General features: G+C 43.1%; 19 protein-coding genes. 3 read left to right on the top strand and 16 right to left on the bottom strand.

Annotation, left to right across the window (positions count from 1 at the left end):
- Positions 1-7: 7 nt before the first annotated feature.
- The 11 genes from J3P43_RS02925 to J3P43_RS02875 all read right to left on the bottom strand — a co-directional run bounded on the left by J3P43_RS02925 (position 8) and on the right by J3P43_RS02875 (position 14,547).
- The gene (locus tag J3P43_RS02925) at positions 8-1,618 is read right to left on the bottom strand and encodes a GMC oxidoreductase (RefSeq protein WP_255898827.1); all 1,611 of its coding nucleotides are present in this window, start codon (positions 1,616-1,618) and stop codon (positions 8-10) included.
- A 16-nt stretch (positions 1,619-1,634) separates the two neighbouring features.
- The gene (locus J3P43_RS02920; protein ID WP_255898825.1) at positions 1,635-2,597 is read right to left on the bottom strand and encodes an aldo/keto reductase; all 963 of its coding nucleotides are present in this window, start codon (positions 2,595-2,597) and stop codon (positions 1,635-1,637) included.
- Between the two features lie 86 nt (positions 2,598-2,683).
- Positions 2,684-3,871 (bottom strand): glycosyltransferase, encoded by a 1,188-nt coding sequence (locus tag J3P43_RS02915; RefSeq protein ID WP_255898823.1) that lies wholly within the window; start codon positions 3,869-3,871, stop codon positions 2,684-2,686.
- 39 nt (positions 3,872-3,910) lie between these two features.
- Positions 3,911-4,975 carry a glycosyltransferase family 4 protein gene (locus tag J3P43_RS02910; RefSeq protein ID WP_255898821.1) on the bottom strand — a complete coding sequence of 355 codons (1,065 nt, stop codon included), beginning with the start codon at positions 4,973-4,975 and terminating at the stop codon, positions 3,911-3,913.
- Between the two features lie 21 nt (positions 4,976-4,996).
- Positions 4,997-6,187 (bottom strand): glycosyltransferase family 4 protein, encoded by a 1,191-nt coding sequence (locus J3P43_RS02905; protein WP_255898818.1) that lies wholly within the window; start codon positions 6,185-6,187, stop codon positions 4,997-4,999.
- Positions 6,188-6,189: 2 nt separating this feature from the next.
- A complete protein-coding gene (locus J3P43_RS02900) occupies positions 6,190-7,728 on the bottom strand; it encodes a hypothetical protein (RefSeq protein WP_255898816.1) in 1,539 nt (512 codons plus the stop codon).
- A 58-nt stretch (positions 7,729-7,786) separates the two neighbouring features.
- Positions 7,787-9,316, bottom strand: a complete 1,530-nt coding sequence (locus J3P43_RS02895; RefSeq protein ID WP_255898814.1) for an O-antigen ligase family protein — start codon at positions 9,314-9,316, stop codon at positions 7,787-7,789.
- Between the two features lie 144 nt (positions 9,317-9,460).
- Entirely contained in the window at positions 9,461-11,815 is a 2,355-nt protein-coding gene (locus J3P43_RS02890) for a GumC family protein (RefSeq protein ID WP_255898812.1), read from the bottom strand.
- A gap of 8 nt (positions 11,816-11,823) precedes the next feature.
- Complete coding sequence (locus J3P43_RS02885) at positions 11,824-12,591, bottom strand: polysaccharide biosynthesis/export family protein (protein ID WP_255898809.1); 768 nt, start codon at positions 12,589-12,591, stop codon at positions 11,824-11,826.
- Between the two features lie 97 nt (positions 12,592-12,688).
- Positions 12,689-14,071 (bottom strand): undecaprenyl-phosphate glucose phosphotransferase, encoded by a 1,383-nt coding sequence (locus tag J3P43_RS02880; protein ID WP_255898807.1) that lies wholly within the window; start codon positions 14,069-14,071, stop codon positions 12,689-12,691.
- Between the two features lie 257 nt (positions 14,072-14,328).
- A complete protein-coding gene (locus J3P43_RS02875) occupies positions 14,329-14,547 on the bottom strand; it encodes a hypothetical protein (RefSeq protein WP_255898805.1) in 219 nt (72 codons plus the stop codon).
- A gap of 153 nt (positions 14,548-14,700) precedes the next feature.
- Between J3P43_RS02875 and J3P43_RS02870 the strand changes: the two genes are divergently transcribed.
- The 3 genes from J3P43_RS02870 to J3P43_RS02860 all read left to right on the top strand — a co-directional run bounded on the left by J3P43_RS02870 (position 14,701) and on the right by J3P43_RS02860 (position 17,078).
- Positions 14,701-15,453 (top strand): proteasome-type protease, encoded by a 753-nt coding sequence (locus tag J3P43_RS02870; protein ID WP_255898802.1) that lies wholly within the window; start codon positions 14,701-14,703, stop codon positions 15,451-15,453.
- Entirely contained in the window at positions 15,450-16,295 is an 846-nt protein-coding gene (locus tag J3P43_RS02865) for a transglutaminase-like domain-containing protein (RefSeq protein WP_255898800.1), read from the top strand. Before J3P43_RS02870 ends, J3P43_RS02865 begins: the two co-directional genes overlap by 4 nt.
- Before the next feature lie 252 nt (positions 16,296-16,547).
- Complete coding sequence (locus tag J3P43_RS02860) at positions 16,548-17,078, top strand: C40 family peptidase (RefSeq protein WP_305121706.1); 531 nt, start codon at positions 16,548-16,550, stop codon at positions 17,076-17,078.
- 59 nt (positions 17,079-17,137) lie between these two features.
- On the opposite strand, the gene J3P43_RS02855 is transcribed toward J3P43_RS02860, so the two are convergent.
- The 5 genes from J3P43_RS02855 to J3P43_RS02835 form a co-directional block, all read right to left on the bottom strand.
- Complete coding sequence (locus tag J3P43_RS02855) at positions 17,138-17,329, bottom strand: hypothetical protein (protein WP_255898797.1); 192 nt, start codon at positions 17,327-17,329, stop codon at positions 17,138-17,140.
- Between the two features lie 120 nt (positions 17,330-17,449).
- Entirely contained in the window at positions 17,450-19,933 is a 2,484-nt protein-coding gene (locus tag J3P43_RS02850) for a ligase-associated DNA damage response DEXH box helicase (RefSeq protein WP_255898795.1), read from the bottom strand.
- Positions 19,934-19,969: 36 nt separating this feature from the next.
- Entirely contained in the window at positions 19,970-21,580 is a 1,611-nt protein-coding gene (locus J3P43_RS02845) for an ATP-dependent DNA ligase (RefSeq protein WP_255898793.1), read from the bottom strand.
- On the bottom strand, positions 21,577-22,659 hold the full coding sequence (locus J3P43_RS02840; RefSeq protein WP_255898791.1) for a ligase-associated DNA damage response exonuclease: 1,083 nt from the start codon (positions 22,657-22,659) through the stop codon (positions 21,577-21,579). The genes J3P43_RS02845 and J3P43_RS02840 overlap by 4 nt, the downstream gene beginning before the upstream one ends.
- 92 nt (positions 22,660-22,751) lie before the next feature.
- Entirely contained in the window at positions 22,752-24,989 is a 2,238-nt protein-coding gene (locus J3P43_RS02835) for a carboxy terminal-processing peptidase (RefSeq protein WP_255898789.1), read from the bottom strand.
- Between the last annotated feature and the right edge of the window lie 87 nt (positions 24,990-25,076).

The following is a 25,076-nucleotide window of genomic DNA, read 5'->3' as shown; positions in this document are numbered from 1 at the left end:
AAATATGTTATCCAGTAATATGAACAGGATTTTCCATGCCTTGTTTGATTCTCTCCTTCACGGTATCGCAAATGCGTATTGCCAAAGCGATAGTGGTCATCGTAGGATTAGAAAAACTGGAAGTTGGAAATACAGCAGAGCTTGCTACAAATAAATTCTCCACACCAAACACTTTACAGGATGAATCTACTACTCCTTCCTGTTCATTAAAGCCCATTTTTAATCCGCCGGCCTGATGAAAAGTATCTCCGATCCAACGCCGTGCAGTATTTGAATTAGTTGTAACCCAAGGCTCGAGTACCACTTTTCCGATGCCCGCCTGTTCAAATTCTTCTTTTATTAATGTCGCGGTCTTTTTTATAGTGTTAACTGTCAAATCAGAAATTTTCCACTTAAGAGCAATTCGCCGCATACCTAACGCATCCGTACGGTCTCCCAGGGATACGTAACTCTCATAAACGGGCTCCTGCTCGCTATGGATCTCCAACCATATTGGCCCCGTTTCAGCAGAGGTTCCTCTGTTACCCACCTTCCAGCGCCAGGCTGCCTTCGCTATTGATAAAAACTCGCCAGGTTTAATCAGAGATCTAATCTGATCAAATTTTGGCATCTGTTTTTTTCTTAAAGTCCCGATAACTTCCTTGGCTTGCTGAAGCAAACTATTTTCTGGTGCACAAAAAACAACTTGCGCAGATGCATGCATTATTTTTGACTTGTTGGCAAAAGAAGGGTCGAGCTTGATGCGCGGGAAATATTTAAAGCCCCTTTTATAAAAAGGATCAAACAAGGCGTGAAACATCTTGCGGGAGGCGGGAACAATCTGGCCTACTATTGCCGCGCAATGATCCTGAAAATAACGGCCAACTAAACCATAAGAGTTTCCTAATCCTTCAGCAGCAAATTTTGTTGACGAAAGAAACAGACGCACCGTCTCCATTGCACCTCCGGCTGCAATGACATACTTTGCGCGCACCAGTCCCTCTTTTCCATCCAGGGTAGCAATCCTGAGAGCTTCAACAGCATTACGCTCTGCGTTGGGCAAAATTTCCATCACATTTGCATTCCGAAGCAAAGTCACGCGGTCAGACTTTTCAATTTTTTCGCCATGCTGTAAAGCAAAATTTGGAATTTTACACCATTTGGTTACAAATAGCTCAATGGTGTTATCAGTAAAAGCAGGTTCATTAATATTTCCCTCTTTCCAGGGCTTATGTTGAAAAGGCACTAAAGAATCTGTTCCGAGAACCTCCTCCGTTTTTTTATAATAAGGCTCTAAATCCTGATAAGTAAGAGGCCATCCACTCACATTCATGTAACTTCTTTCTTCAAAATCTTCCTTCAAAAAAGGATATGCCTGACCGCCCCATTTGGTAGTGGTTCCCCCAACAATGCGTTCTCTGGCTTCATGTATACCGAGGTGGGGGTGGTTTATTACGTCTCCCCTGTGCAAGTCGGCAGCCTTAGAATCTACATTCTTCAATCCCCCCTCCAGGACCAGTACTCTTAAATCAGAAGATAACAGGCTTAGCGCACATGTAAATCCGGCCGCTCCTGCTCCAATTACGCAGATATCTGCTTCAAACTCAACCTGGCTTGTCTGTGAAAAATCGATATACATTTAGACTGAAGTTTAATTAAGCAATTCGTTCCTGTGGTGCATATACTTCACTAAACAAGCTGCGCAACTTATTACATCCTACTACTCCCAACTTTGGTGTGTGCAATACATTCGCCACCTTTTTAATCCGTTCGGGATTGGTGCTGGAGAAAAGAATTGTCCCCCCGGGATTTTCATAAAGAGCCAGCTCGATGAGTGCATGAGCGATATCTTCTTTACCTGAGGGATCTATATCAATTTCTCTCTCCCAAACCGTTTTGAAGGTGGGGCGATTCTTCAAAAGAAATATTAACTCTTCCAGGCCTCCCTGAATAGCACGGTGCGTGATAACATCTGCCCCTGCCGCCTCCAAAATCTCTACCGGAGCGGGGCTCTTCAAACTGTTTTCGAGCTGAGCAACCTCGTAAACTTCCGGGCGCCATTTTACCATTTGAAGCAATGTTTCCGACTCGCCGGATATTCCTGTTAAACGCGTTTTACTATCCGTTCTAATAGTCTGAAGTTCTTCTAATAAATCTGTATTCCTGGCAAGGTCGATTTCAAGGTCATGAAGCAGAAAAATATCAACGGGCCGGCGAAGCTTTTTAATACTGGCATCCATCGAGTTTGTCAGGTCGCCGGCTTTATACTCCAATGGTTTCGGCTGATGTGTTTTGCTCACTACCGAGGATGCAATTTTTTTAAGAGCGCTCATTCGTCTGAAAACCGGCCTCAATAACGAACGAAGCATACTTCCGCCGACACCTCCGCTTAAAGGCGTCAAACCGAACTTGGTGGTAATACTTACCTGTTCCTTACAATTTACCAGGATATCACCGAGAATACGCTCTGCATCACCCGAGCCATAATAGGGAGCCACATCGAAATGGGTAATTCCCGAATCAATTGCGGTTCGGATAAGCTTTTCCTGGTGCGAAAAATTTCCGCTTCCGGCTATACTTGAGAGGCCAAAGCCAAGTCGTGGTAGATCAATTTTCATGTAAGATGATTTTTGCAACAGTTAAACTTTAAATTCTTAACAGTGAGAGCTTTCCATAGTTTAAACTCTTTTCAGATGAGCATCACTCAATCTGAAATAACAAAATCAGGTTTGCTGCCTTTGCCGGTTAACCATTTATATAATTGCATAGTCGATGCAGAAACCTGCTCCCAGGTAAACTTCTCTTTTACCAGCGCGTAGCCGTTTTCACCCATTCTGAGTCTTTTACTGTCAGGTAACAAAATAAGGTGTTTAATTCCGGCGCAAATACTCTCAGGGTTCGGTTCTATCTGTACCGCGGCTTCTTTCTCAAAACCTTCGGGAATATTGCAAAAGGGAGTCATCACTACAGGTAATTTGTAGGCCCAGGCTTCGAGTATAGCCATGGGTAGCCCTTCACTAAAGGAAGGCAAAATAAACCCGTCGGCATCGATAAAACATGTTTCTTTATCAGCGCCGAACTGACCACCGATAAATTTGACTGTGTCTGAGATATTTAGTTTGGAAGCGGCATCAACCAGGGATTGCATATATTCTGTATCCTTCGTCTCTCCCGCTATGACCAACTGCCAGCTATGCTGCTCTGGTTTGGTAAGCGCCCAGGCTTTTAATAAATTATCGAGGCCTTTTTTATGATGAATCCTGCTTAAGAATAATAAAGTTTTACGTTTTTCAGCAGATTCCCACCTACGCGGTGGATTATGATCTGGAGTCCGTTGAGTAAGCAGCGGAAGATCAATGCCGTTAGGGATGATTGCAACCGGATTTTTTAAACCGAAGGCTCTGATGGATTCGTACTCAGATTTGCAAAGCGCCTGGATGCACGAAGCCTGTTGCAAGTGCTTCTGTTCATATAAGTACAGTACCACTTTCTTTTTCAGATCTTTTGAGAACGATTGCTTAAGCTGCCAAGGATCCAGCATGCCGTGCGGTGTTACCACGTACGGAGTTTTGGTTCTTGAATGATATCTTTTATTTATACATGAAAAGTACATCCAGATTCCCTGCGTATGTATCACATCCGGTTTTATAGTACTGAGCTGGTGGTACATATCGGTAGAGAACGCGAGGTTTCTTGGGCCCTTAATGGTGTAGTTATAAAGGTTCATCGGCGCGTAATATTTCCTGTCTTCGGCCGAGTATTCATCGTCGTGCATCAGGAAATTGATCTCGGCTTCATTCAAAGCATTAAGACTGTGCCCGAGCATTCTTACGCTGTTAAAAACACCGCCCGCATTTCTGGAATTTGTGCTTCCGAGGATCAGTACTTTCATCTTAATGGATATAGTTAATAGTAGATAGCAAGACCCGCATTATACTGCGGCCTGTAATTGATTTTCTCTTAAGCAGATATATCGGTAAACATAGTCGGCCCATTTTTCGGTGGTCCAAAGCAAGCCCAGCTCTCTGCTTATTGACGACATCTCATCGAGCTTCTCTTCTCCGGCCTCCGACATTAAAATCATGGCGCGCAATAATGATTCTTCATCCGGATTAATTATGTATCCGTTTTGACCATCCCGCACATAAAAAGTTGAAGCGCCGGAAGCATAGGATGAGATGATTGCCAGCCCTGCCAAAGCGGCTTCATGAACTACCAGGCCCCAAGGCTCGAATATGCTCGGCAGAATTAAGCAACGGGCCTCCGCTAAACGCTGAGGCAATTCTGATGGCTGGGTAAAGCCATGTATTTCCACTCCTTTGCGATTTTCGCAGAGGTGTTGTAATTCACCTTTTCCGCAAATCATAAGGTCCCATGGATTTTTAACCGATTTACGGTATTTTTCATAAGCACTCATCAGAAATTGAATGCCTTTAACAGGAACAAGCCTCCCGACAAAAACGAACTTATTATTGCGGGGCTTAGCGGGAAGTTCTTTGAAGCGTTCGGTATTGGCGCTATAATAACCCATAAATGGATTCTTGTATCCAAGTTTCCGGGCAAAGTTGGCTTGCCGGTCACCGGGAACAAAAAAATTATCGATACAAGGTTTCAGGAAAAACGGAGAAGACAATATTCCTAAGCGTTGTTTTAATGTTTCTGCCCATTGGCCGTCAAAAGTAGAAACTACATAAGTGCCCGCTTTGCGGCAAGCTTTTGATACCGACATGTAAAAAACATAGTTCCATGACGACATAATGATTACGTCGGGCGACAGAGAGCTGCAAAAACTGAATAGTTCTGCTTCTTTTTCTTTTGAATAAGGCACTGCCGTTTTGCAGAACGACAGGTCAAACTGATCGTAAGGTGCGTCCTTTTCGCCGCCTTGATAGATGATATGCAAATCAACGTCTTTCGTGGTAGCTAATTGCCTTAAACAAGCTACCGAATAATCGGCAAGAGGTGCCCATAAAAGGAGTAATTTTTTGTTTTCCAAAGTCTCCGGGTATTTATTTCTTCAAATTAATAATTCTTTGATTTCAGTCTTATTTTCACCGTCTGTCAACACTTTTAGTTGTGCAATCAGCTTTTCTACAGCGATATCCCAACTCCCTAAAGTTTTAGCGGTATGTAAAGCAGCTGCTGACATTTCTTGCAAAAGCAATTTGTCATCGGCCATTTGTTGAAGACACTCGGCCAGAGGTTCTGTTTTGCCGGGAGCAACTATAAACCCTTCCCTTCCATTCTCTATAAAGTCTGCTCCGCCTGTGTTTGTTGTGATCAGCACAGGTAAGCCAAAAGCCAGTGCTTCGCCTTGTACTAATGCCAGGCCTTCTTCCAGGCTTGGGAGAATGAATACACTAGCATTTCGATATTGATCTTTAAGATCTTCGCCTTTTAAGGAACCTGTAAAAGTAACACCATCGGGCACTGTAATGTTTTCTAAACCTGTTACAAGCGTGCTTGGGCCAACTATTATGAATTCCTTTTTAGGATGTTTTAATTTTTTGAATGCTTCTAAGGCATAACGTAAGCCTTTTCTATAATGAATCTGGCCAACATACAGTACCCTGAATGTTTCATTTACCGGCTTAACCTGATCGGCTATTTCAATGGCCGGAAAACCGAAGTTAACCTTCAGAAGCCGCTCTGGCGAAAACCCCTTTGTGATAAAGGAACTTCTTACAAACTCGGAGGGACATAAAATGCAGTCGGAAATTTCATACGTTTTTAGACGCAGGTCGTAATCCGACTCTTTATAATACCGGCCCTTCAATCCTAAACTTTTATACTCCTCTTCTAAAATCTCATTCGCAAATTCAACGTGGCTGTTTACTTCTTCCATCACGCATAGCGTTGAGGATCCTTCTTTACGCAACCGTTGTGTAGTTTTGTATCCGTCGGTACGGTAATAGATAAAAGCATCAGACTGATTTGCCCATTTATATGAAGCATAATCCAGTTCTAAAGCAGATAGCTTATCGATAAATGACGTAAGAGGAAAAGGAACCTTAAACTTCAGGCAGGCGAGATGAATGTTCTTTATCAGATCATGTCTTGTGATCTTATCTCCAACCGAAGGTAAACCTGCTCTGGGGCTGAATCTGCTAAATCCTGAAACGAGCTTAAATAGGTGGCCTGCGCGATGCAACGCTTCGGCATAAGGATAGTGATGCGATCTGTTTGGTGCGGTATAAGTGATTTTCATTACTAGAGTACTTTTTTTAACATTCGGAACATGCGGATCGCCACTATAAGAAACACAATGGGGTATAAGAAGGATATTAGGGCAAACAAGGAGCGAAAGCCCCAGAAAGAAAGGAACACCCCAACCCCAAGCATTCCTGCTGCGAGAGGTCCCCTGCCAGCAGTATAGTATGCAATTCCATCAAAAAAGAGCATAAACAGACTCAATAACAGGGCGTATACCATTAATCCAAAGAACCCCTTGGCCATGTAGGCCTCGCCCACAACCGAAAACGTGAGACTGGTAGTTCCCATAGTAAGCGGACCATCCAAAATAAATTGTGCCTGGTGGTCCAGGTCCTGCGATCCCCCGAGAACAGGTTTTCCGGGCCATATCGCCCGTGGAATTGGGTTAACAAGAGTGGCAAGCAAATCATTGAATCCGATGAACTCATACTTATCAGGATAACCTTTTAACATGAGACAAAAGAGGTATGTGTTATTGTCGCGATGCGATTTAGAAGGGTCGAAAGTTGTTACCGACTGCAGGTCGTGTTCTCTTGCTGCTTGTTCGGGATTGGCAATTACGTCCAGAAGATTTCCTCTGAACCTAACCTGAAACTCCATTATCCCGATAATCATAAACAGCATCAAACCCGCTGTTATCCAAAACTTTATGCCTTTGTGCCAATTATAATAGAACAGGAAAAAAAGAAGCGGCGCAGCAACAAACATCATCGTTCCTCTGGAGCCCTTCAGAAAAAATATAAAAACCACCAGGACAGAAAGTATAAGCGATATTACAGGTAGATAATGTTTCTTATTTCTAAAGGATACAAAAGCAATGGCCCCAAACATCGGTGTTAATTGCATTACCCATTTTAGTGGCTCGGTAAATGCACCTATACCTCCTACGGCTGCAGCAGTTAATTCCTCTCCCTTTTCAGAGCGACCTGCAGTTAGCCATATCCAGAGCTTTTCTCCAGAACCATAATAGAAATAATATCCAAGCATGGGTATGGCGAATGCCAAGATGGTAAGCCATGCATACACCGGCGGTTTCAACTTGATGTCCTGCAAAAAGGAAAACGACTTAATAGAAATTTTGGTCATGTGCTTCCAAAGCACCAGGTAGAAAAAGTTTATGAAAATCATAAACACAGAAACCCAAAAAAACGCCTCCATTCTGTATACGGGCTTAGTATACACAAAGGCATCGTATCCGGGCAATACTGCTTCTAAATATAGAAACCAGATAGGCGCAAGATTGAAAACGCTGATGCAACTAAAAAGTATCTGGAAACGACCTTTTGACCACGCGTAAAAAACGGGAGTTAAAGATATGAGAATTGCAAGAACACCACAGGTAACGGCCAGGCTATGCGATCCAGGGAAAAGCAACGATGAGAAAAAGTGAACATAAGATGCACAAAATTGGGCCAGCAGGCAAGATTTGGAAAGTTTTTTTAGTTCCTGCAAATCTAAAACACCGCCAGATCTTTTCCGGTTTACAGGAAGAGCAAAAGAAGAGGGCATGCCAATTAAATGCTTTGTAGCTTCCATTTTAAATCTTCACTAATTGATGTTTCAGATACTCACTCATTGCAGCCGCACTTAAAGTTTAAAACATTTTTAACATCCTTGCAAAACGCAAAATCAGGATCACCATAATAACAGGATACAGAAATGACATCAGGGCAAAGAATGACCTAAATCCCCAAAACGACAGAAAAACGCCTACGCCCAACATACCGGCCGCCAGGGGTTCTCTGTTTCGGGTGTAATAAACCACCCCATCAAAAAAGAGCAGGAAAAAGGCGTACATAATACCGTAAACCAACAGACCCCAGATGCCCTTAGCTCTATACGCCTCGCCTACAACCGAATAAGTCAAACTGGTAGTACCCATAAAAAGAGGGCCGTCAAGTATAAACTGTGATTGTTGATCCTTAGCTCCGGCTAATACCGGTTTGTCTGGCCAGATTGCTCGCGGGATGGGGTTCACCAAAATAGCCAGGAGACCATCAAACCCCTGAAACTTATACTTATCAGGATAACCCTTGACGAGCAAACCAAGAAGGTATGTATTGTTATCCCGATGAGATTCGGATGGGTCGAAAGTCGTCACAGACTTCAGATCATTTTCTCTGGCAGCTTTCTCAGGATCGGCCATCACCTGCAATAAATTTCCACGGAACCTAACCTGGAACTCCATTACCCCGATAAGCATAAAAAGCGATAGAATGGCAGGAATCCAGAAAGCAAGACCCTTATGCCAGTTATAGTAAAAGGCAAAGAAAAGTACCGGGGCTGCCACAAACATCATAATCCCCCTTGATCCACTTAGAAAGAAAATGAAGATCACCGTAAACGAAAGTATAAGAGCTAATACGGGCATCACACGATTGCGCTTTCTGGCCGCAACGAAGGCTATCGCACCAAACATCGGGACGAGCATCAGCAAATAATTAAGCGGATTCAAGAAGGCTCCAGAACCGCCCACAGATGCAGAAATCAGCTCTTGCCCCGCTTCAGACCGGCCTGCCGTCAACCAAATCCATAGTTTTTCGGCAGAACCATAATAGTAATAAAACCCACTAAGAGGTATCACAAATGCCAGAATCGTTAGCCATCCATACAATGAAGCGCTGAATTTAAGCTGGCCCAAAAATGAAAATGCTCTTATGGAGAGTTTACTTCCTGTCTTCCAAAAAAACAGATAAAATAGGTTTGCAAAAATCAGGAATACCGAAACCCAGAAAAACACCTCCATTCTGTATACAGGTGGCGTGTAAACAAAGGCATCGTATCCTGGCAACACCGCCTCTAAGTAAAGAAACCAAATTGGGGCAATGTTGAAAACACTGATACAGCTAAAAAGGGTTTGAAATCGCTTTTTCGAGATTGCATAAAACAGCGGTGTCAGTGAAATGAAAATAGCCAGGACGCCACAGGTGACCGCCATGGTATGTGAATCGGGAAAAAAAAGCGACGAAAAGAAATAAATAAATGATGCACCAAACTGAGCATATAGACATGATATAGCTATTTTTTTCAGCTCGCTTAAAGCACTTAAGTCTCCGGCCTGAGCAGAATGGACTTTCTGCCTGATTGGAAGAGGCTGGGCGATTATATCATTTGAATAGTGCATTTATCAAGTAATAGATTGAATTAAAAAAATTCAGAAAAACTGAATCGCCTGCGGAAGTTTATTTTGAAACTGCAGGATTCAAAAACACATCATCACCCTTGAGTGATAATGTGTTAAAGCTTTACAAATATTGGATGAGATCTGTTAAAACCGCTTAGCGAAATCTTTAAAGATGAAATTCCGACTCTTTATATCTTCAGTTTGATAATAATTATTTCCATAGCTTTTACCATACCCATATCTGCCTTTTTCAATACCATTGAAAACAACTTTCATCTTAGGGAAATGTTGGTCTGTAAATAGTTTCTTAATAAAAGGCAATAACGATTTATACGTATAAGCTTGCTGTACGATATAAAGTGTAACGTCGGTTACCCGAGACAAAATCATCGCATCCGTTACTAAGTTTACCGGCGGAGTATCCACAATCACGTCGTCGTAATTTGCGCGCAACCAGGCGAAAAGAATATCCACTTCAGGCTGTTCAAGCAACTCCGACGGATTAGATGGAAACGGACCGCTGCCAATAATATCCAGGTTAGGGTGAACTCCCGATGGCTGAATGATATCCTCGATAGAGGATCCGCCGTTGAGGTAATTGCTTATACCCGGATGTGCATGCGGAAGCTTAAACATTTGTGATACTTTCGGTTTGCGTAAATCCAGTTCAAGCAGGATGGTTTTCCTTGACGATGCAGCCAAAGTAAGCGCCAGATTGCTACTCACGAAACTCTTTCCTTCGCCCGCAATGCTCGACGTGAATAGAGTTACGCGCCCACTTTGCTTTTTCTCATGAAGAAAATGCAGATTGGTACGAAGGGTTCGAAACTCTTCTCCGATCACAAAATTGCTTTTATCCAAAGCAACGATAGGAGATCTGGTTTTCTCATAAGACAACTCGCCTAGGATGGGATTTCCGATAACCTCTTCAATTTCCTTACGGTTGGTAATGCGGTTATGAATTTTATCCCGGCCGTACATAAACGACGCAGGTAATACCAGACCTAATAAAAAGGCCATACCGTATATCATAGGCGCTTTGGGATGTTTTACCATTCCTATATAAGCATCATCTACAACACGCGCGTCGGCTAAGGTCGAAGCATAGCTCAACGATATTTCTTCACGTTTTTGAAGCAAATAAATATATAATCCTTCCTTAACTCCCTGCTGGCGCTTCATGCCAACATATTGTCTCTCCTGTCCCGGAACGCTTCTTATCGATGACTCAAATTGTGAGTTAAACGATTGAAGCTGCCCCCGAGCAGTTTGTAAGGACGATTTTATATTTCGTACGCTTTCGCGGATTGCGCTCTTAGTCGTCTGAATCTGTCTGTTTAGCGGTTCAAACAAAGGGCTTCCTTCAGGAGTAGTGGCCAGCAATTCCTGCTTTTTAAGTTGCAGTTCTGCTAATTGCCCGATGGCGCTGTTTAGAGCAGGGTCTTCGATACCCAATGTGGAAGGGACATTATTAGAGTTTCTGGATGAATTAACATATCGCTCTATCCCTTGCACAACATTAAGCTGGACATTAACTTCATTCAGTTTATTATCATTGCTCTGAACATTTTCAAGATAAACCTGTGACTGAGAAGAGATATCAGTAAGCCCCCGGCTACTTCTAAAACCTTCCACTTCTCTTTCAGCCGCATTTAATTCTTTAGCTAAAGAATCAAGCCTGTCGTCAATAAAGCTGAGAGTGGTTTGTGTAATCCGGTTCTTTTCAGAAAGAGAAGCCTGGTTGTAATGAGTAATTAAGTGGTTTAAGATGTCTTTTCCACGCTGAGCCACGGGATCGGTAATCGTTAAACTAACTGCCGGGGCTTGCTTATTTAGTAAAGAAGCATTTAATTCTCCCTGGATTTCAGTTGCCTTGTCTTCCGGATTATTTAATGTGATCTTTATTTCAGAATCCTTAAAATCACCTATTAAATCGGTCGGCGCCAGCTTCCATACTCCAAAGCTGCTTTTATAAGCCTTGTTATACCTGAACGCTTTAAGTTTGCCGTCAGAGTTTTTAAGGTAGAAGAAATTTTTATCCTTAATAACAACTTTAAGAACCTGTCCGTGCAAGTCGCCCGATGATCTTATTAGTGTTAACCTCACAGGAGTTTTTCCATATAAGTCTTCATCAGTAACCCTTCTCTTCTTGGTGTATACTGTTGCAAGTTGTAAATCTTTAATAACCAGATTTATCAGCTGCCTGGATTTTAAAATCTCAACTTCGTTCTCCGCCAGCTTTGAGGTGCTGGTAGCATCGATCTCTTTCAAGGCCTCTTCTTCCTGGCTTGTTTTCTTTTCATCCTGTATTAGCAACGTTGCTCTCGCTTCGAAAACGGGATCGCTCGTTCTCAGGTAGATGAAAGCGCATAAAAGGGTGAAGGCCAAGCCAATGGCAAATAATGGCCAGTGAAATAAATACTTATCTAGAGTTTCTCTAAAGCTGGAGGAACTTTCATTCTCAAATACCGGATAGGTCTCTGAATGCGGTGCGTTCATAGTTAACATTATCGTATTAAAGCTTGTGTTAGTGCAAAACCAAGGATAGACAGAACTGTAAGGCCTACACTAAACTTACTGTTTTCAACAATAGCAAGTTTGGTTTTATGCGGCTGTACGTAAATCATATCATTGTTTTTCAAATAATAATAAGGGGAATTGAATATGTTTTTTGATTTCAAATCAAGTGGAACGTATTCCCTTTTTCCGTTTCGCTCTCTGATCAGCAATACTTCGCGCAATCCAGTAATGTTCAAATCTCCTGCCATAGCTAAAGCTTCAGGAAGAGTTAACCGCTCACCATTGGCAACCGAGTACACATCCGGGCGTAACACGTCTCCAAAAACCGATACCTTAAAGTTGAGTATTCGAACGTTTACCGTCGGTTCTCTTAAATAGGTAAGCAGGGTGCGCTGAAGCTGGGTACGCAGCTCGTCGGTAGTAAGTCCTGATACCTTCATGTTACCAACCAGCGGAAGTTTGATTTCGCCTCTTTGGTTTACCACATATCCGATGTTAGGATTGTTCGTTGCATTGTAGTTAAATGCCGCAGACGCATCCGCATTTAGGCTCAATACATTGATACCAATTATGTCGTCGGGCTGGATAGTTAGCGGCGAATAATTAGTAATATCTTCCTGAGACACAGTATTTCGGTTCACTTCCTGGAAATAAGGGATCTCTCTGTAAGACCTGCAGGATGACAATACAAATAATAAGGTGATTGCTAGGAGGCTTTTGTTCACAAAAGCTTTTTTTGTAGAATGAATTTTCATATGAATTTCTTTAAGTTAATTATGAATTGAATGTTGATATGGAACACAATCGTTGAAATAAAGTTTGTTAACTAAACCTAAACACCTCACCCATCCTCTAGTAAGCGTTTTCTTCCCCACGAAAAATGTTGATAACAGTCATGAAAATGATCCGGATATCAAGCATCGCTGACCAATTTTCCATGTACCATATATCGTGCTCAACACGTTTTTCCATTAACCACTGCTCTTTTGTTTCTCCTCTGAACCCGTTTACTTGCGCCCATCCGCTTATCCCTGGTTTTAAGAACTGACGGACCATATATTTATCGATAAGGGCACGATATTGCTCGGTATGACTTAGCATATGCGGCCGCGGACCGATCACACTCATATGCCCCAGTAACACATTAAAAAACTGTGGAAGTTCGTCAAGACTGGTACGGCGCATAAATCTGCCGATCGAGGTTATTCTGTCGTCATTTTTTGTAGCCTGCTTTTTATCACTGGCGCTATTCATCCGCATACTTCTGAATTTATAACACCAGAAAGGCTTGTTGTCGCGTCCGCTTCTTAGCTGCTTAAACAGAACCGGACCCGGGCTTTGCAGCTTGATCAGTATGGCCAGTATCGGATACAGCCAGCTAAATACAAACACTATTACACACAGGCTGAACACGACATCTAAAAAGCGCTTCTTAAACCTGTTTTCGATATCCTCAAGAGGTTCTTTGCGCACGCACAGCACCGGAAACCCGCCCATATGATCGATTCTAAAGGAAGCAGAACCGGAAGTAAGATCTGGCACAAATTTTAGTCGTACGCACTGCTTCTCCCCCTCTTTTAAAAGATGTGGAATATCTTCCATTCTGTCGGGAGTGAGCGATACGAAAACCTCCTTTACACCGGCGTTAGCTGCATTTTTCAATTGTTCTGACGCGGCGGGTAATAGTTGCCCGTTTGGGTCAACATAAAATCCTTCGTCGCCCAGAAAACCAACAAAGTTTACGCTGCTTTGCTGTTCCAGATAGGCCGCAAGCTTTAAACCGCCAGGGTTCATACCCAGTACTGCCACTGCTTTTCTGATATCGAAGTTTTGCATCAGCATCTCCTGAAGATATGTGCCTGTAAACCTGCTTAAAATGAAACCAAGTGTTACCAAGCTGTAGAACCCCACCAAAAACTGCCTTGGGAAATCGATATGATTAGTAAAAAACAGGTAGGTAAGGAATAAAAATGCATGTACAGCAATACTCCGCCAGGTTGCCCGGTAAATTAATTCGAGCTTATAAATGGTGTACTGCCCGTATAACCTGAACATACTCGTGCTTACAAACCAGATCAGGTTACAGGTTAAAATGTTCTGTCGGTAAATACTTTCATCTACACCATTTCCAAACTTGTCGGCTAAATGAAAGCCGACAAAAAAGCAGATGTTAATTAGTATCAGGTCACTCAATCCTAGAATGAACCTTAGTAGGTAGAGGTATCTCGTTTGCATGTTTTCATTAAGTACTTATTAATACATGCTTTAATAAGCTTTGTTTATTTTTTTTAAGATATTTTTAAAAAAAATAGGGTTTTAACACGAAATGAGCAATAAACTACTCACTTTCGGAAAATTCAGACACCGAAATGTATAGTATTAAGAACAATTGCAAAAGCGCCTGGTTTTGCAACACTCAAGAAAGGATAATTAATTTAGAATGAAATGGTTAGAAAGATTGACAGAAGATGATTTGGAACTTTTCGGAAATCTTATTTTAGTACCAGATAGATCAGTAAAAAGAGGAGGCAAACGATGAGATTACCGAATACAAGAACAGATACAACAACCACTCTCGAAAGGAATGTGTTAGAGCTTTGATTAAGAGATTCGGTATAATCCTTTAGCTGGGAATATGGAGTCTTCTTCATGTCCCGTTTATACGGCCATTTTTTAGTAAGGTTCCATTTACCAGACGGATTATTTTTCATTTTAGCAGTATGTGTTACTCAGTTTATACGGTTAGACAGTAAAGATATTAAAAATATATCCTTAAAAGCAAACCATGATGCTGACCGTTTAAAGGATGTAACTGAAACTGACTTTTTAATTAATTACCTTGGCTGCTCGATAATTGAAATGCTATGACTTACTGCCTGGCTATAAAAGTTAAAGAAGGATTGGTTGCAATTTCTGATACCCGTATCACCTCGGGCACCGATACAACTATTAAAAAGAAGATCCTAATTGAACAGAAAGATCACTATTCACTGTTTATCATGAGCAGCGGCCTTCGCTCTGTTCGCGATAAAGCAATTTTATATTTCCGTGAACTTGTAGAGGAGGGTGCAGAGCATAACAAACTTTATAAGGCGGTGAATGCCTTCGGCGAACAAGTGCGCCGGGTGGCGGATGAAGATCGGGCGGCCCTGGAAAAGTCGGGATTTAAATTCAACCTGAATACCATAATTGGCGGACAGTTGAAGGACGATGAGGAACATAAGCTCTTTTTATTATATCCTGAAGGAAATTGGGTGGAGCTCGATCAGGGTGCCCCTTTTGTAATTATTGGCAACAGCGGACATGGCAAACCCATTTTGCAACGTACTCTCGACGGCGACTCGAGCATGAAACTGGCTCTAAAAACCGGATTTCTATCTTTCGACTCGACACGAGCGAGCGCAAACGACGTAGATTTTCCGATCGATGTTGTTCTTTATAAAAAAGACACCTATGGCATGGTCGAACATCGCTATGAACAACGTGATCTGCAGCACATATCGGCTCAATGGGCAGAAGAATTAAAAAATGCCCTTGTCAATATTCCTGAAGAGTGGATGGACCTTGTGTTTAATAAGCTTCCGGTAAAAAACATCGAAAACATTAAGCCCCTATGAGATTTTCGGTAACAAGCCAAATGGAATACGAGGTATTTTCGTCCAGTACCCTGATTTTAAATATTCATGCGCTTAAAACACCCCACCAGACTATATACAAAGAATCATTATCTATCACCCCGCATCTTGAACATGTTGAGCTGATCACTGCGCAGGGAGAAAACCGGTTTGTGCGGGTAGAAGTCCCCGAGCCGTGTGCTCTTAAAATTAAATACAGCGCCGAGGTAGATAACGTCATCGAATTCATAGACCATGAATATCTGGACGATGTTGCGGTCGCGGAATTGGACGCAGACATACTACCCTATTTGTATCCTAGCCGGTATTGCCAGTCGGATAAGCTTTACAGGCTGGCCAATAACAAATTTGGACATATTCAAAACGCTTATATTAAAGTGGTAGAAATTACGGATTGGATTTATCGCAACGTGGAATACCTTAGCGGATCTACCAATTCACAAACTTCGGCATACGACACCGTTACTGAGCAGGCAGGTGTTTGCAGAGATTTTGCCCACCTGGGTATCGCTTTGTGCAGGGCACTTACCATCCCGGCAAGGTATTTCACAGGCTACGCTTTTCAACTTGATCCGCCAGATTTCCATGCCTGCTTTGAAGCTTATCTCGGAGGTAAATGGATCGTCTTTGATGCTACCAGACTTACTCCCCTAAATGGACTGGTAAAAATAGCAAGTGGCCGCGATGCTGCCGATACCGCAATAGCAAGTATTTTCGGTAGCGTAGTTTGTGGCGCCATCAGCGTAAGCACCCAATGCATGGAAAAAAAATTCGAACCATTTTTTTACACCTCCGATACGCTAAAAGGGCTTAATTACCTTTAAAGCCCTGAGGCCCATCATATTTTATATCCTTTTTTGTAACCAAACTTTGGCACAGCCGTAGTATGGAATTCAACTATCTTATTTCTATGTGTTTGTACTTTCTGCTATACGATTACCGTTAAGAGTTCAGAAAATAAGACAGAAACACTTGCACAAAAGTTTTAAATAGTTAGTTTTGCAATGCTCGGCATTAGAACATCAATGTAAGAGGGCGTTTATAAGTCTTGTTGTTTAACTGATAAACGAAAAAAAATGGGTAAGAAATTTTTACTAGCAATAGTAGTTGTGTTATCGTCTGTGTCAACCCAGGCTCAAACAAAAAAATCTACTGAAGATCCGGATAATCTGGCAAAAGATTATTTTTCTCAAATAATGGGTGTTGCGGTTTCAGCAACGTCAAATGTTAAACTTTATCAATTTGTTTACGATTGGTTAGGTACGCCTTACAGATTGGGAGGCACCTCCGAAAGCGGGATTGACTGTTCTGGATTTGCCTATCAACTTTACGATAAGGTGTTCAACACCGTTATCGGTAACAACTCAAGAAACATTTTCAGCAAAGTAAACCCTGTAAGCAAAGATGAGCTACAGGAAGGAGACCTGGTATTTTTCAAAATTAACAGCCGTGCAATTTCTCACGTAGGAGTATATCTGGGCGACAACAAATTTGCACATGCATCCAGCAGCCGGGGGGTTATGATTAGTAATCTAAATGCGCCTTACTGGAAACGATATTATTATAAAGGCGGACGGTTGCTTCAATCCTTACGCGACAAATTATAATAACCTTGTCAACAAAAAACCCGCAAATTGCGGGTTTTTTTGTTTAACGATATGCTAAACTACATTTTTGCAACGTCTCTGGTATCTTTAACTAGACCGATTCCAGTAAAGAAGAAAATCACTCCTAACACTGCAAAAACAATAAGTTCTCTGGCCGTTTCAGAATTTTGAGCAAATCCAACTGCCGCATATATTAATCCAACGATACCTAGTATGGTTAGAATAGTCCCGAAGGTTCTTTTTAAATTCATAGGTGTTTAAGTATTTACACCATTCAATGCAAAGCGCCTGCCAAGGCCTAAAACGATTGAAAACATCGATATAAATGCATTAGTGTATTTAATGCCCTACACTTTCATGTCCTTAAAGAGTTACGACGTATAACCCCGGGTCATTTTTGCAACCCGTTCCTCCAGCGACTCGGTAGTCAGCTTCTCGCGCAAGCGATCTACCATTATAGGAAATGCAAAAGGAGTAGGCTTTGCACTTTGCTTTATAATTACTTTAAGATTTTGAATCCTCTTTAGCGCTTCTCTTAATCGAAACTCTTCCAGCTGGAACTGAAGTGCTTCGTTATAAGCCTGACGCACCAGCACATTATCAGGCTCGTATTCGCTAAAAACGTCAAACAGAAGCGATGTTGAAGCTTGAAGATGACGATTTTTCATCGCCCTTCCTGGAAAACCGGTAAAAACCAAACCCGCAATATGGGCAATATCTCTGAACTTCCTCCGGGCCATCTCATTCGCATTCAAGCTATGTTGAATGTCTTCCAGCAAATTTTCTGATGTAAATAAATTAGCTTGCAGCGCTTGTTCAAGCGGAATTTCCTCATCACTCAATAACTCGAACCCATAATCATTCATGGCGATTGAGAAACTTGCCTTTCGGATTCTGGATAAGCGGAAGGCAAATAAGGATGCCATTCCCTCGTGTACCAGCCGGCCTTCAAATGGATAAAAAAAGAGGTGATATCCGTCGCGTGAATCAAAACGCTCAATTAAAAACTCTTCTTTTTTGGGAAGATGAGATAAAGCAGCCTGCATTTCAAATAAAGGACGAAGCGTTTTTACTTCAACATCCTTTTCCTTATGGTGGGCTACCTCATCCAGCTTCTTCCTAAACATTGCGGATAGTTGAGATGACAAGGGTATGCGGCCTCCCATCCAGCTTGGGATCCGGCCATTTCGCTTGGGCGATTTCTTCACAAAGGCGGTCATATCCTTTACTTTTACCAGTTCCAGGCTACGGCCGGCAAACCAGAAAGCATCACCAATCTTCAATCGGGCGATAAAGTCTTCCTCGATCGATCCCAGGTAACCGCCAGATAAAAACTTGATGCGCATACTTACATCCCCCACAATGGTTCCCATCGTTAAGCGATGGCGCATGGCTACCCTCCGGCTGTTCACCTTAAAGAGTCCGTCTTCTACCTCAACTTTTAAATATTCATCGTAAGCAGAGAGCGTTTTTCCACCTTTAGTGATAAAGTCGAGGGTTTGCTGAAACTCCTTTTCACTCAGATCGGCGAAGGCATAGGTGGTTTTAATTTCTTTAAATACTTCCTGTGGGCGAAATCCGTTAGACACCGCCAGGGTAACAAGATATTGGGTTAGGACATCCATGGCAAGTAGTACGGGGTCGCGACTTTCAAACACCTCTTCGATAATTGCCTGTTTTATGGCTGCGCCCTCGAGCAGTTCCAGCGAATGCGTGGGTACAAACCATGCGCGCGACACAGCTCCAGGGTGGTGACCGCTTCGGCCAGCCCGCTGCATAAACCTTGCAACACCTTTTGGACTGCCCACCTGGATTACCGTATCCACCGGACGGAAATCTACTCCCAGATCAAGACTCGAGGTGCATACCACCACCTTGAGCATTTCGGCGTGCAACGCATTCTCTACCCAGCCACGCAACTCGTTATCCAGTGAACCATGATGCATAGCCATGATACCCGCATATTCAGGATACTTTTCGAGGATATTCTGGTACCAGATTTCGGTTTGGGAGCGGGTATTGGTAAAAATGAGCGTAGTTTTACTTCTGGCCACAATTTCCATCACCTGCGGAAGCAGCTTGATTCCCAGGTGCCCGGCCCAGGAAAATTCTTCTATATTTTCGGGAATTATTGATTGAATCTCTATTTTCTTATCAAGTTGGGCCCTGATAAGTTTCACATTATCATTGCGAACATCATTCCCCAGAAGTACTTGAGCGGCCTGTTCGAGGTTTCCAATGGTAGCACTAATCCCCCAGATTCTGAGCGGTGGTTTGACACCTTCTGCACCGCCCTGTTGGGAAGAGCGGTTTAAGAACTTCAATTTCGACAAGCCGAGTTCAAGCTGCACACCGCGCTTAGTCCCTAACAATTCGTGCCACTCATCAGCTACAACCACCTGAAGGTTTTCAAAGATCCGGGGATAATCCTTTTGTGCCAGCATGATATGAAGGCTTTCGGGAGTAGTTAACAGCACCTCAGGAAGCCTCCTTTTTATCGCTTCCTTTTCTTTGGCAGAGGTGTCGCCTGTTCGGGCGGCTACCGTCCAGGGGAGTTGCATGTCATCGACCACGCTTTGCATCGCCTTACGGATATCGTTGGTTAATGCGCGCAGGGGGGTTATCCAAAGCATTAACAAGCCATTGTTTTTTCTTGTCTGATAATCCTGAGGATGCATGTTGATATAATCCGCCACAAAGGGCAAAAATAATGCGAAGGTTTTTCCGCTTCCGGTTGGCGCGTTGAGTAAGCCGGAATATCCCGCCAGGAAAGCAGATTCCATATCCTTTTGAAAGGCAAATTGTTGCCATTCTTTTTTTCGGAACCATTCTGAAATTACTTCTTCGCCCTTCATTCTGGAAAATAGCAAACACGGTGGTTTATTACAAATCTATAACATCGCCCTCAGCGTTTCTAAAGTGTCTGCTTCTTCGATTTTCTTGTCCTGTCGCCAGCGTAGAATTCTTGGGAAGCGCAGCGCAATACCAGATTTATGCCGAGTTGAGCGATTAATCCCCTCGAAGCCGATCTCAAACACCAGCTCTGGTTTTACCGTCCGCACAGGACCAAACTTTTCTAAGGTGTTCCGTTTCACAAAATAATCTACCTGCTTAATTTCTTTATCGGTTAAACCGGAATAAGCTTTAGCAAAAGGGACGAGCTTATCACCATCCCATACGGCGAAGGTGTAGTCTGTATACAAATCTGCCCTGCGGCCGTGGCCTTTTTGTGCATAGATCATCACCGCATCTACCGACAGCGGATCAACTTTCCATTTCCACCAGTCGCCACGTTTGCGGCCGGTTTGGTAAATGGAATCAAGTTTCTTTAACATAAATCCTTCCGCATGGTTCTCTCTCGATTGAAGTCGCAAATCAAATAATTCCTGCCAGGTATCAAATTGGACGATAGCAGAGAGCTGAAAGGTATCCTGATGGGGGTTAATTTGATGAAGCTTCTCGAGAACCGAACGGCGATGCTTAAACGGCATCGAGCGGATATCATCACCTGCAAACTCCAGGCAATCATAAGCTATAAATGCCATCGGGCTTTCTGCCAGGATCTTTTTCGATAGATTTTTGCGCCCGATTCGGGTCTGAAGAACATTAAAAGGAAGCGGCTTGTTTTCGGCAAAGCATATTGCTTCGCCGTCTAGAACGGTTCCATCCGGAAGGGACAAGATGAAATCATGAAGTTCCGGAAACTTTTCCGTTGCCAGCTCTTCACCCCGGGTCCAGATAAAGATCTCACCTTTTCTATGGATAACCTGCGCCCTGATCCCATCCCATTTCCACTCGGCCTGCCATTCTATGGTATCGCCAAGATCCTGAGCTATCTCCTCTGCCGATTTTGATTTATCAGAAGTTTCCTGAATAGCGTAAGCCAGGCAAAAAGGATAAGGTCTGGAGGCATCGTCCGAACCATCTTCTTCTTGTAGCAGATCGTGAAAGCTGAAAGTAGCAGGATCCCAGTTTCCCATTATCCGATGCGTGATTACCGCCGGATTCAAGCCTGAAATTTCCGATAGCGCTTTTACAATCAAGCTTTGCGACACACCCACACGGAAACTTCCCGTAAGGATCTTATTAAACACAAAGCGCTCCTGCCGGGTCATCGACGTCCAGGAATCGATTAGCCAAATTTTTTTCTCATTCTCGGTAAGAGTATTTAAGTCGTTCATTTCCCGAATAAACTCAGCTAAAGATTTTCCGTGGGTGCTTTCGCCGTCGGGCAGCAACAAGGCTATGGTTTCGCCTAAATCTCCGACCACCTGGTAACTCTCTTCAAATAGCCATTGCGGGATGTTAGCCAACTCTATAGCCCATGTCTTTACAAGAGTGGCATTAATCTGCCGCTTAGGCTTCCTTCCGGTAAAAAGAGCCAGAGTGTGGATTTTATCTTCGGCAGGAACCGAAATGAAATAATCTTTGAGAACGTTTATCTTAGCATTAGTCTTATTCGTTTCATCCAGGGAAGCGAAGAGCTGGGCGAAATCTCTCATAAAACCTCCTCGCTTTCGTTTGATGTGCCACCTATAACTCCGCCTTGCTCGTTCAACACTTCAACAGGCAACTCATCCTCTTCAGTAGCTTCATCGCCGCCGTAATAAGTATGGGCTTCGTGAGCGTTATATCCACGCTCCGAAAGATATCTCGAAAAAGAGGCTGTGTAGCCATGGGTTAAACACACGCACTCGCACCCGGTAGCGTCAATTGCTTTTATCAATCCGTCCCAATCGGCATGATCAGAAAGCACAAAGCCCCTGTCGGCGGCCATTCTTCTTTTGGCGCCCCGAAGAGCCATCCAGCCGGAACAATAACCGAACGCAAAAGGCTGGAACCGTTTTATCCAGGGCGATCCAAGTGCCGAAGGAGGACAGATAATAATTCCGGTTTTAAACTCGTCCTTGCTTACTTCGGGAGTGATGCGTGTGGCCGCGGGAAGTTTAATTCCATTTCGCTCCAGGGCTTCGTGAGTGTTTGCTATGACCCCATGAAGGAAAATATTACCGATCGACAAATCGAGGTGATGCATAATACGTTGAGCTTTTCCTAAGGAGTAGCCAGCTATTACAGTTGCCCTACCTTCAGAAGCATTGAGTCGCCACCAGTCGTTAATATCCTGATGGACCAGAGAAGGGTCTTTCCATTTATAGACAGGCATTCCAAAAGTACACTCCGAAATAAAGGTGTGGCATTTCACAGGCTCGAATGGCGTAGAAAGTCCATCGTCTTCGAGTTTATAATCGCCCGAAACTACCCATACCTCGCCCTTGTGCTCTACTCTCACCTGGGCCGAGCCAATAATATGGCCTGCGGGATGGAAAGAAATTGTAACGCCATTCTTTTGGATTCGTTCGCCGTATTCTACCGTCTGAAGCTGAATATCGGTACCAAGCCGGTACTTGAGTACCTCGCGCGACAGATGATGTGCCAAATACCGCTTATTCCCCCAACGTGCGTGGTCGGAATGTGCATGTGTGATAACGGCATCGTCAACCGGCTTCCATGGATCGATATAAAAGTTTCCGGCTGCGCAGTAGATACCGCAATCGTTAAATTGGAGCAATGGTTTACCCATGATTAGTAAACCTGTAAAATCACCGGATAGTTTCAAAAAGAAAAGCCTGACTCAAATGATGGCCAGGCTTTTCTTTATGTTTTTTTGCTTGTTTAAAAATGCAGGCTATATTTTCCGGCTTCTTTCAGTTTTATAAAATCGGCCATCACTTTCAAGCTTTCGTCCTGAATAAAGTCATTGTCTTGCTTTGGTGCAACCTCGCCTTTCTTTAATGCGGGTAAGCCTTGCAATGCACGACGCTGATTGGTTCGGGCGAGGTTTATTGCCTCCTGCTCATCTCTTTCTTTCTTTAAACGAGCTTCATTAAGCGTAACAGCATTTTCCGCTTCACGTTTTTTGAAAAGCTCAATGTCTTCCAAGAGATATTTATACTCTGTAGATGATTTCATCCGCAGATCATGTTGCCTTGCCAGTTGTGCCTTCACCGCAGTTAAATTCGATACCGGGCTAAATGGCGCAGGTTTGATCATATCGAACGGAAGAGCCGAAGGCTCAGAACTTTCGCCATATTTTTCTGCCGGGTAGATCATCGGAAACTGAATATCCGGAATTACACCTTTATGCTGAGTGCTGCTTCCGTTTATGCGATAAAACTTTGCCATGGTTAAGTTTATTTGCCCAAACTTAGGCGCGCCGGTATCAGAAGATGAACCACCAACAGTGATCTTGGTTCCAGAGCCGCCATCCTTTGAATTAGAAGCGGTGCCACCTTTGGCCTTCAAAATTATTTCGTCTATGGTACTGATAAATTTAGACATTTCTATCGCAGACTGCACTGTTCCCTTACCATAAGTCTGGGTTCCCATCACAATCCCTCTGTTATAATCCTGAATCGCGGCAGCAAAAATTTCTGAAGCCGAGGCACTGAAACGATCGATCATAACACCCATCGGGCCTGTCCATGCAATGGCAGGGTCGTCATCCTGATTAACCTCAGTTTTGCGCATATCTTTCACTTGCACCACAGGGCCCGTCTTGATAAACAATCCGGTTAACTCTACAGCTTCGATCAGCGATCCGCCACCATTACTTCTTAAGTCGATTACAATGCCGTCAACCTTTTGTTGCTTTAATGTATCGATAATGCGGCGTACATCGCGGGTAGTGCTTTTGTAATCAGGATCTCCGTTTCTATATGCGTTGAAATCCAGATAAAAGCCCGGAACGTCAATCACACCAATCTTGTAAGTCTTTCCTTCTGATACCACCGTTTTAATGGTCTTCTTGGCAGACTGTTCTTCCAAAATAACGCGATCTCTTACAATAGCAATTATTTTAGGCTGCGATGAAAGCTCCTGACCGGCCGGTATTATCTTTAAGCGAACAGTGGTTCCTTTCGGGCCTTTGATCTTTTGAACGGTGTTATCGAGCCTCCAGCCTATCACATCCAGAAATTCGTCATTTCCCTGAGCAACAGCGATAATTCTATCACCCGCATGTAGGGTTTTAGCTTTAAAAGCCGGGCCGCCTGGTACTATAGATGCCACTTTTACCACTTCGTTTTCTAGCTGAAGAGTAGCGCCGATACCTGTAAAGCTTCGGGCCATCTCCTCATTAAACTCCTGAGCCCTTGTTGGTACCAAGTAATTGGTGTGCGGATCTATTGCCTGGGTGAACGAATCCATGATGATTTGGAAAGCATCCTGACTATTAGTCTTTGAAGCCTGAGATAAAAGGTTCTCATAACGTTTACGTAGAACGTCCGGGCTCTTAAGGGCTGTTGAATCCTTAGCTGACTTATCCGACTTTTCTGCTGTAGAAGTCGAACCGGTAGCTATTTTAAGATTCAGCAAATCGTACTTAACGCGCTTTCTCCATAAATCATCAGCCTCGGCCGTTGATGCAAGCCATGGAAGCTTTTCACGATTGTATACATATTCCTCATTTTTGCTGAAGTCCATAGGTTTGCCTATCTGAGAGATAGAAAACTTAAGACGTTCCTGGTAACGTTTCTGGAATACATTAAATATTTGAAAAAATGCATTTAGATCACCTTCTCTTAAATAATCATCTAAATTGCTGCGGTGCTTTTCAAAGTCTTTTACATCGCTGGCAAGCAGATAGGTGCGGGTTGGATCGAGCCTGTTAAGGTAGCCGTCGAAAATTACAGCCGATAATGAATCGCCTATTTTAACTCTTTTATAGTTATAGTTCTCCATCACCTTAACCAGCTCTTTAGCAACTATCTGATGCTGCGGTTCGGGAGAAAGATTATTTGAGCCTTCTACGTCTGTGCCCATCGGTAAATTTGCTTTGCATGCGAAGGCTACCACAATAAACAAAGCCAAAAATATTTTATTCAGCATTTCTTTGAACGATTTAAAATCCATTTGTATGAACTCTCGATTTATAACAGAGTCTATATATTAATAAAAAAGAGACAGTTTTGTTACTGCCTCTTCTGTTAACAAGTATAA

Source organism: Paradesertivirga mongoliensis (genome assembly GCF_024436395.1).
Taxonomy (GTDB): Bacteria; Bacteroidota; Bacteroidia; order Sphingobacteriales; family Sphingobacteriaceae; genus Paradesertivirga; species Paradesertivirga mongoliensis.
The sequence above is the reverse complement of the archived record's forward strand: the minus strand, read 5'-3'. Positions and strand labels throughout refer to the sequence as shown.

Coding starts and splice junctions, on each gene's coding strand:
- J3P43_RS02925 (WP_255898827.1), bottom strand. CDS start 1,618: ATGTATATCGATTTTTCACAGACAAGCCAGGTTGAGTTTGAAGCAGAT.
- J3P43_RS02920 (WP_255898825.1), bottom strand. CDS start 2,597: ATGAAAATTGATCTACCACGACTTGGCTTTGGCCTCTCAAGTATAGCC.
- J3P43_RS02915 (WP_255898823.1), bottom strand. CDS start 3,871: ATGAAAGTACTGATCCTCGGAAGCACAAATTCCAGAAATGCGGGCGGT.
- J3P43_RS02905 (WP_255898818.1), bottom strand. CDS start 6,187: ATGAAAATCACTTATACCGCACCAAACAGATCGCATCACTATCCTTAT.
- J3P43_RS02900 (WP_255898816.1), bottom strand. CDS start 7,728: ATGGAAGCTACAAAGCATTTAATTGGCATGCCCTCTTCTTTTGCTCTT.
- J3P43_RS02895 (WP_255898814.1), bottom strand. CDS start 9,316: ATGCACTATTCAAATGATATAATCGCCCAGCCTCTTCCAATCAGGCAG.
- J3P43_RS02890 (WP_255898812.1), bottom strand. CDS start 11,815: ATGAACGCACCGCATTCAGAGACCTATCCGGTATTTGAGAATGAAAGT.
- J3P43_RS02885 (WP_255898809.1), bottom strand. CDS start 12,591: ATGAAAATTCATTCTACAAAAAAAGCTTTTGTGAACAAAAGCCTCCTA.
- J3P43_RS02880 (WP_255898807.1), bottom strand. CDS start 14,071: ATGCAAACGAGATACCTCTACCTACTAAGGTTCATTCTAGGATTGAGT.
- J3P43_RS02875 (WP_255898805.1), bottom strand. CDS start 14,547: ATGAAAAATAATCCGTCTGGTAAATGGAACCTTACTAAAAAATGGCCG.
- J3P43_RS02870 (WP_255898802.1), top strand. CDS start 14,701: ATGACTTACTGCCTGGCTATAAAAGTTAAAGAAGGATTGGTTGCAATT.
- J3P43_RS02865 (WP_255898800.1), top strand. CDS start 15,450: ATGAGATTTTCGGTAACAAGCCAAATGGAATACGAGGTATTTTCGTCC.
- J3P43_RS02860 (WP_305121706.1), top strand. CDS start 16,548: ATGGGTAAGAAATTTTTACTAGCAATAGTAGTTGTGTTATCGTCTGTG.
- J3P43_RS02855 (WP_255898797.1), bottom strand. CDS start 17,329: ATGAATTTAAAAAGAACCTTCGGGACTATTCTAACCATACTAGGTATC.
- J3P43_RS02850 (WP_255898795.1), bottom strand. CDS start 19,933: ATGAAGGGCGAAGAAGTAATTTCAGAATGGTTCCGAAAAAAAGAATGG.
- J3P43_RS02845 (WP_255898793.1), bottom strand. CDS start 21,580: ATGAGAGATTTCGCCCAGCTCTTCGCTTCCCTGGATGAAACGAATAAG.
- J3P43_RS02840 (WP_255898791.1), bottom strand. CDS start 22,659: ATGGGTAAACCATTGCTCCAATTTAACGATTGCGGTATCTACTGCGCA.
- J3P43_RS02835 (WP_255898789.1), bottom strand. CDS start 24,989: ATGGATTTTAAATCGTTCAAAGAAATGCTGAATAAAATATTTTTGGCT.